Genomic DNA, 13,346 nt, shown 5'->3' with positions numbered 1-13,346 from the left:
GACGACTACTCATCACTTTCCGGATGGGTATCCGCGGTCGGCCAGTAGTAGGCATCCGGCATGGCACGTGCGCCGAAGATGGCCTGACCGACACGCACCACGGTCGCCCCTTCTTCAATGGCGATTTCGAAGTCACCAGACATGCCCATGGACAGTTCCTCCAGCCCGACGCCCGCCGGGGCGTGCTGGCGCAAGCGCTCGCGCAGTTCGCGCAGCCGTACAAAGCAAGGGCGGACACGGACCACGTCGGCCGAAAACAGCGCCAGCGTCATCAAACCACGCACCCGTAACGCCGAGAACGCCGGCAGGGCGTACAAAAAGTCTGCGACGGCTTCGGGCGCCAAGCCGTATTTGCTGGCTTCGCCGGAGGTATTGACCTGAACGAACACATCCAGTTGGCGCCCCTCGATGTGCAGGCGACGATCCAGAGCCTCGGCCACTCGCAGGCTGTCCAGCGCCTGAAACTCACTGGCAAAACGCGCCACCTGCTTGGCCTTGTTGGTTTGCAGGTGGCCGATAACCGACCATCGCAGATCGGCCAGATCGGCCATGGCCTGCGATTTGCGCTGCGCTTCCTGCACTTTGTTCTCACCCAGTAGCCGGCAGCCGGCGGCGTAGGCCAGACGCAGATGTGCTTCGTCAAAGGTTTTGCTGACCGGCAGTAGACGCACACTCGCCGGATCACGTCCGACCCGCTGACAGGCATTGGCGATTCGCTGCTGCACGGCTGCCAGGTTGCGGCGAAAGTCCTCGACGCTGGTGGGCTGTGGGTAACGGCCATGACGCTCGTGCAGGGTGACGGTTTCTTCCAATTGATCGAGCATCAGTGGGTGGCTCCTTTAGTCGTCACAACAGCGTCGGCAGCCGGAATGACCACCGCCTCGCGACGCGGCAAGCGCCCATTGAGTAAGGCGTAGGCCGCCAGACCGATCAGCAATCCCCAAAACGCCCCACCGATCCCCAGCAAGGTGATGTTTGCGGCGCACGCCAGAAAGGTGATCAGCGAGGCTTCGCGGGTTTTGACGTCAGCCATGGCACTGGCCAGGCTGGCGCCGATAGTGCCGAGCAGGGCCAGCCCGGCCAGCGTCGTAATGAAGGTGGGCGGGAACGCCATGAACACAGCGGCGAGGGTCACCCCGAAAATCCCTACGAGGATGTAGAACAATCCCGCGGCAACCCCGGCGACCCAGCGCTTGGACGGATCCTCCGAGGCTTCCTTGCCTGTGCAGATGGCCGCCGTGATGGCCGCGACGTTGAAGGCGTGGGAACCGAAGGGTGCCATCAGTAGGGAGCCCAGCCCTGTGACAGTCAGGATAGGGTTAGCACTGGTACTGAAGCCATCGTTGCGCAGTACCAGCATGCCCGGCATGTACTGGCCGGTGAGGGTGATCAGGAACAGCGGCAGCGCCACGCTGAGCAGCGCATTGATCGAAAACTCGGGCTGGGTGAATACAGGTGCCGCGAATTGCAGCGCCAGCCCCGACAGTTCTACACGGCCCTGCGTCAGAAGATACGCCAGCCCCAGCACCAGAATGCCCACCACCGCGTAGCGCGCGGTAAAGCGCTTGAGCAAAACGTAAGCGGCAATCAGCAACCCGACCAACACCGGGTCAAGACTCATGCCACCAAATGCGCCGATACCGAACTGCAGCAAGATACCGGCCAGCAGCCCGGCAGCCACACCCGGCGGAATCAGTCGGATGACTTTTTCGAAGCAGCCGGACAAACCCAGCAGCACGAAGGCGGCGGCTGAAATGATGTACGCACCTACTGCCTCGGCGTAGGGCGTAGTAGACAGCGCGACGACCAAAAAGGCCGCGGCGGGTGTCGACCAGGCAGTGATGATCGGCTCACGACTCACCCAACTGAGAAACAGCCCGGTAATACCCACGCCAATTGACACCGACCATACCCACGACGCCGTCATCTCGGGGCTGAGCCCGGCGACTTTGGCGGCCTGAAAAACCAGGATGAACGTGCCGCCATAGTTGACGATGACTGAAATCAGCCCGGCGACGATCGGATGCACAAGATCGCGTAAACGCAGGGGCGATGGGGATGCTGAAGAAGACATGATTGCTTTGCTCCTTGCAAAACGAGGTGTTGGCCCCGGGTAAGGGGATTTATAGCGCTGAAATGGCATGTTTTGCCCCTACACTTTCTCGTAGAAGGCCAGACCACTTACCAGACCGCTTGCAGTGACTGAAAGCGATCCCTGCCTCAGCCATACACGCGGGCAAAATTCTTCATGAAGTCGGTCAATGCCTCGACCGCCTGCAGCGTGACCGCGTTATAGAGGCTGGCTCGCAGCCCGCCGACCGAGGCATGCCCCTTCAGCCCGTTGAGACCGGCCTGTTCGGCCCGTTGCACAAAGGTCTTTTCCAGCGCTGCATCGGCGAGCACGAATGGCACGTTATTGATCGAACGAAATGGCGCTTGCACGCTGTTGCGGTAAAAACCATCACTGTCGTCGAGGGTGCGATACAGCAACTCGGCCTTGGCCTGATTAAGCCGGTGAAGGGCATCGAGGCCGCCGCTGCGCTTAATCCATTTAAGCGTCAGGCCGGTGAGGTACCAAGGAAAGGTCGCTGGGGTGTTGAGCATCGACTGGGCGTCGGTGATGTGCGCATAGTTGAGTATGTCGGGGGTGAACGTCTGCGCGGCATCCAGCAACGCCGGTTCGACGATGACCACCGTCAGCCCGGCTACTCCCATGTTTTTTTGCGCGGCGGCATACACAAGGCCATGTTTAGCCATGTCAATCGGCTTGGAAAGCAGGCTTGAACAGGCATCGCACACCAAAGGCGCCAAGCCATCAGGTGCCTCGACGAATTGCACGCCGTGTACGGTTTCGTTCTCGGTGTAGTGCAGGTAGGCCGCGTTCGGGTTGAGGTTCCAGTCCGACACATCGGGGATGCGATCAAAACCAGACGCCTTGCTGCTGGCGACGATGCGAACGTCGCAGTAGCGCCGGGCGGCCTCAATGGCCTTGCCTGACCAGAGGCCGGTATGCAGATAGTCCGCCGTGCGCTTATCCCCCAACAGGTTCATCGGCACCTGGGCAAATTGCAGTGAGGCGCCCCCTTGCATGAACAGCACCTTGTACTCGCCGGGCACCTGCAGAATTTTCCGCAGGTCTTGTTCGGCCTGGTAGGCAACCTCCATGAACACCTCGGAGCGATGGCTGATTTCCATCACCGACATACCCGTACCTGCGAAGTCAAAAAATTCCTCGTGCGCTTGCCGAAGTACTTCCATCGGCAACGCAGTCGGGCCTGCGCTGAAGTTGTGTGACCTGGCCATAGCTGAGTAACCCCTGTTCAAAATTGCTCGCAATGCACGTGCTCGCCGAGCGCAAAGGCAGTGGCGAGGGGCGGATTCTACGGATAGGATGGCCTGCTACTACAGGCCAATTTATTCAATCAAGGCAGACCGCATGGCTAGAACGTTCGAACTGGAAACGCTCAAAATGCGCCTCAACGATGTCGAGTTTCAGCTGTTGGACCTGCACCAGCGGATTCAACGCGCATTGCGTGCATTGATCCTCGAGGGCGCCCTTGACCCAGGCTTGAAGCTGCCTGCGACTCGGGTCTTGGCCAAGTCACTGGGGATTGCCCGCGATACCGTTGAGAACGCCTATGTGCAACTGCACCGCGACGGGTTTATCGTGCGGCGCGAGGGGGCTGGCAGTTATGTCTGTGAAACGCTGGGTACCGACTTGCGCGGCGCAGCGCGCCGACGCATCAAGGCGCAAGAGGTCAAAGGCAACCAGGCGGCACCGGGGGCGGGATTGAGCCAGCGCGGGCGGATGATCTTCGACAGTGGCGGCGTGACCGATCAGCAGGTGATCAAAGCGTTTGCGACCGGCCTGCCGGAAACCCGCACTTTCCCCACCGATGTCTGGGAGCGCCTGCAACGCCAGGTGATGAAGGACTATCGCGCCAACGTGCTGTTGCACGGCGACCCGCAAGGTGCCGAGCCGCTGCGCAAGGCCATCGCCACCTACTTGAACCTCGAGCGTGGGGCCAAGTGCTCCGCAGACCAGATCCTGGTGCTGAGCAGCACTCGCCAAGCCCTCTTTCTGTGTGCGCAGTTGTTGGTGGACGCCGGCAAACCGATCCTGCTGGAAAACCCGGGTTATTTTGGTGCCAGGAAAGCCTTTGAAACCGCCGAGACCAAGGTTCTGCCCATCGATGTCGATGAACTGGGCATACGCACCGACCTGCTGTACGCCGATCGCAGCGGCGCCAACTGCGTCTATGTCACGCCTTCTCATCAATACCCCACCGGCGCGACCTTGCCGCTGGAACGCCGGCTCGAGCTGATCAACTGGGCCGCAGAGAAGGGCAAGTGGATCCTCGAAGATGACTACGACAGCGAGTTTCATTACGACGGGCAACCGACCGCCTGCGTGCAGGGCCTCGACAAGTACCAGCGCACCCTCTACCTCGGCACCTTCAGCAAGACCCTCTACCCCGGGTTGCGAATGGGCTACATGGTCTTGCCCCACGAGTTGATCAAAGCCTTCACCTACGCGCGCAGCATGATGGACGGCCATACGCCCCAAATCCTGCAACTGACCCTTGCACGCTTTATGGAAGACGGCCATTACAACGCCCATGTCCGGGCCATGCGCAAGCTCTATGCCGGGCGCCAATCCATCATGCTCGACGCCATTGGCAAGCACTTGGACGGCATCGTTACCGCCTTGCGCCCCCAGGGCGGGCTGCAAATTCCCTGCCTGCTGCATGATGGCTGGTCGGAGGGAAAAACCATCCGCCAGGCAGCCAGCGCGGGCGTGCAGCTTTCCGGCCTCAGCCGGTTGTACGCCGGCGATCAGAAGAAACAAGGTTGGTTATTGGGTTACTCGTCCTTGACCGCTTATGAAATCGAAGCCGCCATGCTGCGCTTGGCCAATGCGCTGAAAACCAGGTAGAGCAGCGTCAAGCGGCTAGTGGCCCAAGGCATAGTTCATCAACAGGCGTTGTGCCTCAGCGGCAATCCGCGCGCGCTTCATCCCTTTGGGGCAGGCGACAAAGTTCACTTCAAGGTGCCGGTACAAGGGCTCGACGATGGCCGCGTTGAGCAGCCTGAGCCTTGGGGTTCCCGCTCCCCTAAAGCGGCGGGCCTGGTTGATGTCTGGCATTGGAATTCCTTTTCAGGCAAAAAAGCAGAGGGAGGTTAATAAGGCAGTCTGAAACGCTTGGTCAGGTCGGCAACGCCTTCACGAATGGACATCTCCGTGCGGCTGTCGATGGTTCCGCTACGCACCCCGCCGAGTAAGGCGAGGATCATGTCGCCGATTTCCTGGAATTCCTCGGTACCCATGCCGCGCGACGTGCAGGCCGCACTGCCCAGGCGAATGCCAGAGGTCACTGTGGGCTTGGCCTCATCGTTGGGCACGGTGTTTTTGTTCACGGTGATGCCAATCTGTTCCAGGGCGTGCTCGGCGACATTGCCCGCAAGGCCCCAAGGCCGCAGGTCAATGACGCCCAGATGACAGTCGGTGCCCCCCGAAACAATCGACAATCCACCTTCGGCAAGTCGGCCACACAGGACCTGTGCATTGGCGACGACTGCGTGAGCATAAGTGCTGAAAGAGGGCTCCAGCGCCTCACCCAGAGCGACCGCTTTTGCCGCAATGATGTGCATCAGCGGAGCGCATTGCAGGCCGGGAAACACCGCCGTGTTGATTTTCTGCGCAATAGCTTGCTCGTTGCACAGGATCATCCCGCCGCGTGGCCCACGCAGCGTGGTGTGCGTGGTGGTCGTGGTGACGTGGGCGAACGGTATCGGTGATGGATAGGCGCCCCCGGCGACCAGGCCGGCGACATGGCCGATGTCAGCCATCAGGAACGCGCCCACCTCGTCTGCAATGCTTCGAAACCGGGCAAAGTCCAGCGTGCGCGAGTAGGCCGAGGCGCCGACGATCATCAGCCGGGGACGCTCTTGCCGGGCTATCCGCTCGACTTGGTCCATGTCTACTCGATGGGTAACTGGATGCACTCCATAACTCAGGGCCTGGAACCATCGTCCGGACATGTTGAACGTGGCGCCATGTGACAGATGCCCGCCAGCCTTGAGGTCAAGCCCCAGGATCTTGTCGCCCGGAGCCAACAATGCCAGGAATACCGCCTGGTTCGCCTGACTACCCGAATGAGGCTGCAGGTTGGCGTAAGCACACTTGAACAGCCGCTTTGCTCGCTCGATGGCGATGTCTTCAATCGCATCGACATTGCGGCAACCGGCGTAGTAGCGACGCCCCGGATAACCCTCGGCGTGCTTGTTGGTCAATACCGATCCCTGAGCCTCGAGCACCGCGCGGCTGACGAAATTCTCGGCGGCGATCAGCTCGATCGAGTGCATCTGACGCAGGCGTTCGGTGTCGATTGCGCGCCAGACATCCCGGTCTGCCTGGGGCAAATTAACGCCACTGACAACCGGCAGTACGTGCCCGTCCATATGAGCGAAGTGCGGCATTTTTACTCCTGTCGGTGAACGCTAAATAACAAGCAGCACCTGCCTGCGGGCTTATCAATTGGCGACTACCCTATCGGCTAATGGACTGACAAGACATACCATTTCATGCAAGTTCTACAGACCACTTCTGTGCGATGCGGCCTGAGTGCATATACCTTGGGCGAAAACGCACGGGCCCCCGGGCCCTTTTAAAGTGGTCTGGTTGCCTTGCCAGCAATGGACTACCACGCAAGACCATGGCGTGCTTAAGATCTGCGCCGACACGGCCCTGCCCTGTATTTTTCTACTGCCAGCAGGTGACTTAGCCGGATCTTCTTGCCAGAGCGTTGAGGCTCATAGAACAGGTTTAGCCATGTCGATTGTTCATATCGGACTGCTTCCGCAGGTAGCAACGGCGCACTTTGTCAGTCATTTGCACATCATGGTGTTGGCGGCCCTGTTTCCCCTGCTGCCGGATTTTTTTGGCGTGGGTTATGTGGAGCTGGGCCTGGCCCTGAGCATCTTCAATATCGTCACGGCACTGGTGCAGGCCCCCATGGGCTTTGCTGTCGATCATTACGGGGCCAGGCGTTTGCTGATCGCCGGGGTTGCCTTGGGCAGCATCAGTTTCCTGCTGATCGCACTGTTCTCGAGCTACAGCTTTTTGCTGATTGCCATGGCGGTGGCAGGGGTTGCCAACGCCGTCTATCACCCAGCCAACTATGCGTTGCTGTCTCAAGAGATCAATCCTGCCCACATTGGCAAGGCGTTCTCTGTCCATACCTTTGCCGGATTTCTGGGCGCCGCCATTGCGCCGGTGTTCCTGTTGGGGATTGCCACCGCAAGCGATCCGGGCCTGGCATTCGTTGGCGCCGCGCTGGTGGGTTTTGTCGCGCTGGGGCTGTTGTTGATACCCGGTTCGGGGCTGGCACGAGTTGCCCGGGTGCGCCGCACGCTCAAGCCTGAACTCAACATCGCCGACACCCGACTGTTGTCACTGCTCTCGCCGATGATCCTGAGCCTGACCTTGCTGTTCGTATTGTTGAACTTAAGCACCAGCGCGGTTGAAAAATTTTCTGTCGCGGCCCTGATGCAAGGGCAAGGTGCAACGTTGCCCTGGGCCAACTCGGCGCTGACGGCGTTCCTGTTTGCCAGCGCCTTCGGCGTACTGGCCGGCGGTGCGCTGGCCGATCGCACCCAGCGTCATGGAGTGGTTGCCGCCATCGCTTTTGCATTGGCTGCCGTGTTGATGGCCATCATCGCCACGGCCAGCTTGAGCGGGCTGGTATTGATCATCGCTCTTGGCACCGTAGGGTTTCTGACAGGGTTGATCGCACCGTCGCGCGACATGCTGGTGCGGGCGGCATCACCCAAGGGGGCTGAAGGCAAAACCTTCGGCATCGTCTCCACCGGTTTCAACATCGGTGGTGCAATCGGCCCCGTCGGCTTCGGTTGGATGCTGGACCAAGGACACCCCACAGCCATCTTCTGGGCCAGCGTGTCATTCATGAGCCTTACCGTCGTGCTGACTCTGATGCAGGAGTGGTACCTGGCAAGACTCAGAAAAGCGACGCCACTGCTTGTGGCCTTTAGATGACTTGGGGCAAGGCCTCTGCGGCATTTTTACAGCAAACTTGAAGGGCGGCTGCCTGCCGGCATCGTCTCACCACTACCGCCGTTACTTCTTGCATCCGACCCGGAATGAGAGCGGATAAAAATCCATGCAGATCACCTGCTCCCTTACGGTGCGAGGATTTGCAGTGGTGGGTGACGATCAAGCAATGACTGTCGCGTTAACACCTAAAAAATAGCCTGAACAATTGGAGCTAAAACATGGACTGTTTGAACTGTGGAACCGATGACGTGGTTCAAAACATGCTGGCGAAGTTATCCGGACTCTGGAAAACCCGCGCCGCCGTAAACAATGACCAACCGGACTATTGGAACCTTGCCTTCAACCCGGCCAAGCAGGATTTCAGTGTCTCCCTGCTGCCTTTCCGTCATCACCAGGCATGGCAGGAAGTCCCTGAAAAGCTTCAATCCAAGTGTCTCTCCTATGCCTGGGGAATCTATAACCTCAAGACCATCTACATCGAATGCGATGTGGTGGTGCCCGCCTGCGAAGACATTATCAAGACGCCGCCTGCGAGCCAGAACCGCGCACTGCTGCAGGATGTGATGTCTCAGGCACTGCTGGACGAGGCGCTGCACACGCGCATGTCGATCATGGCCTGCAACTATATCTACGACATGCGCGCACTCACGCCACTGGACTTTCGCGACTTCAACCTGGTCACCTGGCGTGAAGGTCTTCTGACCAACTGCAATGCCGAGTGGGAGCGCCGCCTGACGCGCTTCGGTATCGCGTGCGCCAGTGAGACTTTGATCACCGACTACCTAAAGACCATGGCTGAAGACGATAGCATCCAGTCAATCTGCCATGAAGTCACGCGCACCCATGCCATGGATGAATGGAGCCATTCCAGTGTCTTCAGCTTCGTCGCCTCCGACATCGTTCATGGCCTGAGCCGCAAAGAACGTGAGTATCTGCGCTCGATCATTCTGAAGACCGTCCAGATGTTCGCCAACAATGAAATGGGTGCGTGGTCCACGGTATTTTCGATGTTGGCGTTTCCCCATGCCAGAGACATCCTGCATGACGTGGGCGATAGCAACGAGATCAGCGTCTACACCAGCTCGGTCGAAGCTCTGATCAACCGCATCGGACTGACCGGCAACGGCCTTGGCAGTGCTGATGACGCCCTTGAAACCTTACGCGAAAAGGCCCGCGCATGAACGACATCACCCTTCAGGCGCGCTGCGAGCGCGTAATCACTGAAACGACGGGCGTGAAGGTATTCACGTTGCGTGCGCAGGGCGCCCATGCCGAGTTTCTCAACAGCCTGGAGCCAGGCAAACATGTGGCCCTGCAGTACCCGGACACGGCAGGCACTCAGCACCAGCGGCTGTATTCGATCACCCGCAAAAAAAGCGCAGATCTGTTCGAAATCGCGGTCAAGCGCGAAGGCCGCGGCGGGGTGTCGGACCATCTGCATGCCACCTTGCAGGAAGGATCGATAGCACCACTACAATTTGTGGCTGGGGAGATTTCCTTGGCGTCGATCGTCGGCTGTCAACAGGTGGGCATGCTCGCAGGCGGCATTGGTATCACCCTGCCGATTGCCTTGCTGCGCGGGTTGCACGAGCGTTCGCGTCGCGGGTTGTCGGTACCCAGGGTCGCGTTGCTGCTATGTGTGCCGACCATTGCCGAGATCCCTTTTCTGCACGAGTTGCTGGAGCTGGAGTTGACCACGTCCTGGTTCGCCTTGCAGGTGTTTGTCACCCGCGAGACAGTCAAAAGCAACGGGCATTTTACGTCGGGCCGTCCTGGCGCCAAAGACTTGAGCCTTCTGGGAACGCCAGAAACCGTGGTGATTTGCGGCAGCCATCGCTTTGCCCAAGGCTTGCGCGAGCATACCCAGGCGATGTTTCCCGCAAGCAAGCTTCTCATCGAGTCATTCACCCCCCCAGCGGCACCTGTAGCGACAGAGCAGACAAATACCCAGGCGCCAGGCTCCGTGCGATTGCACCTGACGGATAGCGATCAGGTAATTGAAGTGCCCGCAGGCAAGAGCCTGCTGGACATGCTCGAATCCAACGGTATTGCGGTGCGCAGCCTGTGTCGAGCCGGTATCTGCGGCAACTGCCGGATCAAGGTGTCGGACGGTGAGTACACCCTCGAGCCGGACTTCTGCCTCAGTGATCAGGATAAGGACGAAGGATATGCGCTGGCATGTTGCACCTTCCCCCAGTCCGGGGCGATCAAGGTAGGCCTGAACCCACCGGCTTGAATCATCTCTCCTGCTTCTTTCACAAGTGAGTTTTTCCATGAAAACCGCAATTGCACTGCGCCACATTCACTTCGAGGACGTTGGCACCCTCGATACCGTAATCGCCGAGCAGGGGTATGAGCTGCGTTACCTCGACCCCACCCTCGACACACTGGACAGCGCTCAGGTGCAGCAGGCCGATTTGCTGATCGTGCTCGGTGGTCCCGTTGGCGCCTATGACGAACAGCTCTATCCGTTTCTTGAAGATGAGATGGCGCTGGTGCGTCAGCGCTTGCAGTCCAACAAACCCATATTGGGTATCTGTCTGGGCGCGCAACTGATCGCTCGCGCCCTGGGCGCCAGGGTATATCCGCTGGGCATTAAGGAAATCGGCTTTTCGCCACTGACCCTGACCCCGGCGGGGCAGGATTCGGTGCTGGCCAAACTCGGAGACACGCCCGTGCTGCACTGGCACGGCGACCAGTTCGATATTCCTGAAGGTGGCGTGCATTTGGCCAGTACCGCTGTCGGCGCCCATCAGGCGTTTGCGGTGGGCCGCAACGTCCTCGGCCTGCAATTTCACCTGGAAGCCGATGTGCACAAGCTCGAACAATGGCTGGTCGGTCATGCCAGCGAATTGGCGCAGGCCGGTATCACTCCTTGCGAACTGCGTGACGCTGCTGCTGCCGTCGGCAATCGGCTGGCCCGTGCGGCACACGCGGTACTTGGTGATTGGCTGAGTAGCCTGGATAACCACGCTACGGCCTGAAAGTGGTCTGCTTTGCTACCGGCAACCGGACTAGCAGATCACTCCATTTCCACCGTATAAATCGGCCTGTAAGTCATCTTGACCAATATGACCCCAGAGGAACCAAGGAAGGTGGAGAGGGCCTTGTCGGTACGCCTTCTCATCATCACCCAAACCAGGGTTTTCACGTTTTGGTGGGCAAGAAGTACGTTTTTTTATACCTATAAATGCAAGGATGAGGAGTCAAAAATGATCGTAGTTTTGTTTGAGTTGCAGGCACTGCCAGGTCAAGGCGAGACCTACGTTGACCTGGTAAACAAGCTGACGCCGATGCTCGAACCCATGGATGGCTTTATTTCGGTCGAGTGTTTTCAAAGCACGCTGAACCCCAAGAAAGTTATGTCGGTCACTACCTGGCGTGATGAGGAAGCCGTGGTGCAGTGGCGCAACGTGACCGCACACCTGTCGGCGCAAAAAGCGGGCCGCGACAAAATTTTCGATGACTACCGTGTACGTGTGACCTCGGTGATTCGTGACTACGGATTGCGTGATCGTGAACAAGCCCCCTACAACGAAGTGATCGACGGCGAACCCGCCAAAACAACCGCCCAGGTGTAGGGCCCAGGCTCTACCGGGCAAACAGGACTCTTTACGCAATCCCGGGAAACACAGAAACAAGAACGCCGGTTTGATGGATGTTGTACTTGCAATCAAACACATCCAGAACCGGCGTTCTTACCCGCGAAATTAATACTCTCCTTCCTTTTGGGAGAGCTTGCGCGAGCGGCCCATCGACTGCTCAAGGTTGCTCGCACCTTGGCAGACCTTGAGCAAGTCGATGGCATCACCCGCGAGCACTTGGCCGAAGCGCTGCAGTATCGGCCGACAACACTCTAGCCGGCGTCACCCCTTGGTCAGATCAACCAACGGCGTCTGCCGCACCTCAGTCTCCCGCCCACCCTGAATCTCGCTCACCCGCTTCAACGCCTTATCCACAGCCGCCTTATCCGCCAACAAGCTGTAGCTGATCCCGAACTGCTTCTGTTCCTTCGGCCCAATCGTCGGCACCAGGTTCAGTGGCCGCTGATACCGTCGGTTGTAGGAAAAACTCGTCCCCGGCTCAAGCCCCGTGACATAGCCCTGCCCCTGGGTATCGGTGTTTTTCCACAGGGAGAACACGGGCAGTGTTTGAGTATTGAAGCCGACCGAAACCCCCAGGCTGCCGGCCTTGTTATGCAGCACGGTCAGCGTATCGCCCTTGGCATCGGCATACGGCACCACGTTGTAAACCGTTTCGTCGTAGTCCTTGGTCGGTGCGCGGTAGGTTTGCCAGTCCGGCAAATCGCCTTTGGCTTTGTCGTTGAATGGCGAAACTTGCTTCACCGGCGCGGCGAAGCGGGCGCCCTGCTCCAGGAATGGGGTGCTGAAGTTGCTGTGATACAGCGCCTGGTATTCCTTCGGATAGTCGCCATTGTTGGTCAGTGTGTCGTTGAGGGCGAACGCTACGCTGCCGGGTTCGGTGACCAGTTCGGTCGCGACGGAGAAATCGACTTTCTTGAACGCCTGTTCTTTCAGCTCGCCGCGCAGGGTGATGGCGTACGGCGGTTTTTCATCAATGTGCAGGGTGACTTTGTTCGCGGGAATGTTGGCGGCGCGACCGTGCAGGGTCAGCAGTTCACCATTGTCGACGCCGGGGTGGCCGACCCATTCGTAGCCGCAGCGGGTGACCAGTTCGTTGAAACCTTCCAGCCAGCCCAGGCCACCACGGCCGTTGAGTTCGATGAAGGACGGGTTGACCACTTCCTTGACCGGCGAATCCCAGCCCATGCGCACATCGCCGACCGAGGCCTGCAGGACGTTCATGCCACGAGTCGGTACCACCGAGAGTTTCATTGTGCCGTTATCAATGTCGACGATGCTGACACCCTCCTGCCGACCGCCGTGCAAGGTGCGCAGGGTCACGGAGAAGGGTTTGTCGGTTTTCACACCGAGTTGCTGGCTGGTGATCTGCCAGTTCTGGGCGGCTTTGTCGGTGTCGAGCAGGACGTAGTCCCAAGCCATGGCTTGGGAAGCAGCGGACAGTGCGCTGAGAGCAACGAAGAGTTTGAGCGGGGTCATGGCAGCAGCCTTTCTTGGAGTTGTGCCAATTTTATAGACTTGAAGAAACGTTTCAGCAAGCATAAAAATCGAGACACTGGTGCTAAATGCCAAGGAAGACGACTAGAGAGGAATTGATCCGCAGATTTGGGACAAATCCTTGAATTGGGGGTCGATCCCTTCGCGAGCAAGCCCGCTCCCACATTTGATCT

The 13,346-nt window shown here is 59.0% G+C and carries 12 protein-coding genes and 1 pseudogene; 7 read left to right on the top strand and 6 right to left on the bottom strand.

Annotated elements, in window-relative coordinates; all coding sequences use genetic code 11:
• Positions 1 to 5 precede the first annotated feature (5 nt).
• From ACQKPC_RS08445 to serC, 3 genes are all read right to left on the bottom strand, one after another.
• Entirely contained in the window at positions 6 to 824 is an 819-nt protein-coding gene (locus ACQKPC_RS08445) for a YggS family pyridoxal phosphate-dependent enzyme (RefSeq protein WP_427624087.1), read from the bottom strand.
• Entirely contained in the window at positions 824 to 2,074 is a 1,251-nt protein-coding gene (locus ACQKPC_RS08440; RefSeq protein ID WP_427624085.1) for a benzoate/H(+) symporter BenE family transporter, read from the bottom strand. The genes ACQKPC_RS08445 and ACQKPC_RS08440 overlap by 1 nt, the downstream gene beginning before the upstream one ends.
• Before the next feature lie 146 nt (positions 2,075 to 2,220).
• Entirely contained in the window at positions 2,221 to 3,303 is a 1,083-nt protein-coding gene (gene serC, locus ACQKPC_RS08435) for a 3-phosphoserine/phosphohydroxythreonine transaminase (RefSeq protein WP_427624084.1), read from the bottom strand.
• Between the two features lie 133 nt (positions 3,304 to 3,436).
• Here serC and ACQKPC_RS08430 point away from each other — a divergent pair, with 133 nt between their 5' ends.
• Complete coding sequence (locus ACQKPC_RS08430) at positions 3,437 to 4,936, top strand: PLP-dependent aminotransferase family protein (RefSeq protein ID WP_427624083.1); 1,500 nt, start codon at positions 3,437 to 3,439, stop codon at positions 4,934 to 4,936.
• Between the two features lie 15 nt (positions 4,937 to 4,951).
• On the opposite strand, the gene ACQKPC_RS08425 is transcribed toward ACQKPC_RS08430, so the two are convergent.
• Together ACQKPC_RS08425 and ACQKPC_RS08420 are read right to left on the bottom strand one after the other, a co-directional pair.
• A complete protein-coding gene (locus tag ACQKPC_RS08425; protein ID WP_427624082.1) occupies positions 4,952 to 5,146 on the bottom strand; it encodes a hypothetical protein in 195 nt (64 codons plus the stop codon).
• Positions 5,147 to 5,181: 35 nt separating this feature from the next.
• Positions 5,182 to 6,462: a serine hydroxymethyltransferase gene (locus ACQKPC_RS08420; protein ID WP_427624134.1), complete on the bottom strand. Its 1,281-nt coding sequence runs from the start codon at positions 6,460 to 6,462 to the stop codon at positions 5,182 to 5,184.
• Between the two features lie 376 nt (positions 6,463 to 6,838).
• On the opposite strand from ACQKPC_RS08420, the gene ACQKPC_RS08415 reads away from it, so the two are divergent.
• The 6 genes and pseudogenes from ACQKPC_RS08415 to ACQKPC_RS08390 all read left to right on the top strand — a co-directional run.
• Positions 6,839 to 8,056 carry an MFS transporter gene (locus ACQKPC_RS08415; protein WP_427624132.1) on the top strand — a complete coding sequence of 406 codons (1,218 nt, stop codon included), beginning with the start codon at positions 6,839 to 6,841 and terminating at the stop codon, positions 8,054 to 8,056.
• Positions 8,057 to 8,292: 236 nt separating this feature from the next.
• Positions 8,293 to 9,255: an AurF N-oxygenase family protein gene (locus ACQKPC_RS08410; RefSeq protein WP_427624081.1), complete on the top strand. Its 963-nt coding sequence runs from the start codon at positions 8,293 to 8,295 to the stop codon at positions 9,253 to 9,255.
• Entirely contained in the window at positions 9,252 to 10,310 is a 1,059-nt protein-coding gene (locus ACQKPC_RS08405; RefSeq protein WP_427624080.1) for a 2Fe-2S iron-sulfur cluster-binding protein, read from the top strand. The genes ACQKPC_RS08410 and ACQKPC_RS08405 overlap by 4 nt, the downstream gene beginning before the upstream one ends.
• 37 nt (positions 10,311 to 10,347) lie before the next feature.
• On the top strand, positions 10,348 to 11,058 hold the full coding sequence (locus tag ACQKPC_RS08400) for a glutamine amidotransferase (RefSeq protein ID WP_427624079.1): 711 nt from the start codon (positions 10,348 to 10,350) through the stop codon (positions 11,056 to 11,058).
• A 228-nt stretch (positions 11,059 to 11,286) separates the two neighbouring features.
• Positions 11,287 to 11,655: an antibiotic biosynthesis monooxygenase family protein gene (locus ACQKPC_RS08395; protein ID WP_427624078.1), complete on the top strand. Its 369-nt coding sequence runs from the start codon at positions 11,287 to 11,289 to the stop codon at positions 11,653 to 11,655.
• Between the two features lie 162 nt (positions 11,656 to 11,817).
• A pseudogene (locus ACQKPC_RS08390) lies at positions 11,818 to 11,934 on the top strand (hypothetical protein); the annotation flags it as partial.
• 6 nt (positions 11,935 to 11,940) lie between these two features.
• On the opposite strand, the gene ACQKPC_RS08385 reads toward ACQKPC_RS08390, so the two are convergent.
• Positions 11,941 to 13,155, bottom strand: coding sequence for an aldose 1-epimerase family protein (locus tag ACQKPC_RS08385; protein WP_427624077.1), 1,215 nt, complete (start codon positions 13,153 to 13,155; stop codon positions 11,941 to 11,943).
• Positions 13,156 to 13,346: the final 191 nt, after the last annotated feature.

It is taken from the genome of Pseudomonas sp. NPDC089918 (genome assembly GCF_050280605.1).
Taxonomy (GTDB): Bacteria; Pseudomonadota; Gammaproteobacteria; order Pseudomonadales; family Pseudomonadaceae; genus Aquipseudomonas.
This window is presented reverse-complemented; position numbering and strand designations above follow the sequence as displayed.

Bases quoted from the DNA above. Each gene is read 5' to 3' on its own strand.
- ACQKPC_RS08385 (WP_427624077.1), bottom strand. From the start codon at position 13,155: ATGACCCCGCTCAAACTCTTCGTTGCTCTCAGCGCACTGTCCGCTGCT.
- ACQKPC_RS08430 (WP_427624083.1), top strand. From the start codon at position 3,437: ATGGCTAGAACGTTCGAACTGGAAACGCTCAAAATGCGCCTCAACGAT.
- ACQKPC_RS08395 (WP_427624078.1), top strand. From the start codon at position 11,287: ATGATCGTAGTTTTGTTTGAGTTGCAGGCACTGCCAGGTCAAGGCGAG.
- ACQKPC_RS08440 (WP_427624085.1), bottom strand. From the start codon at position 2,074: ATGTCTTCTTCAGCATCCCCATCGCCCCTGCGTTTACGCGATCTTGTG.
- ACQKPC_RS08400 (WP_427624079.1), top strand. From the start codon at position 10,348: ATGAAAACCGCAATTGCACTGCGCCACATTCACTTCGAGGACGTTGGC.
- serC (WP_427624084.1), bottom strand. From the start codon at position 3,303: ATGGCCAGGTCACACAACTTCAGCGCAGGCCCGACTGCGTTGCCGATG.
- ACQKPC_RS08425 (WP_427624082.1), bottom strand. From the start codon at position 5,146: ATGCCAGACATCAACCAGGCCCGCCGCTTTAGGGGAGCGGGAACCCCA.
- ACQKPC_RS08410 (WP_427624081.1), top strand. From the start codon at position 8,293: ATGGACTGTTTGAACTGTGGAACCGATGACGTGGTTCAAAACATGCTG.
- ACQKPC_RS08445 (WP_427624087.1), bottom strand. From the start codon at position 824: ATGCTCGATCAATTGGAAGAAACCGTCACCCTGCACGAGCGTCATGGC.
- ACQKPC_RS08405 (WP_427624080.1), top strand. From the start codon at position 9,252: ATGAACGACATCACCCTTCAGGCGCGCTGCGAGCGCGTAATCACTGAA.
- ACQKPC_RS08420 (WP_427624134.1), bottom strand. From the start codon at position 6,462: ATGGACGGGCACGTACTGCCGGTTGTCAGTGGCGTTAATTTGCCCCAG.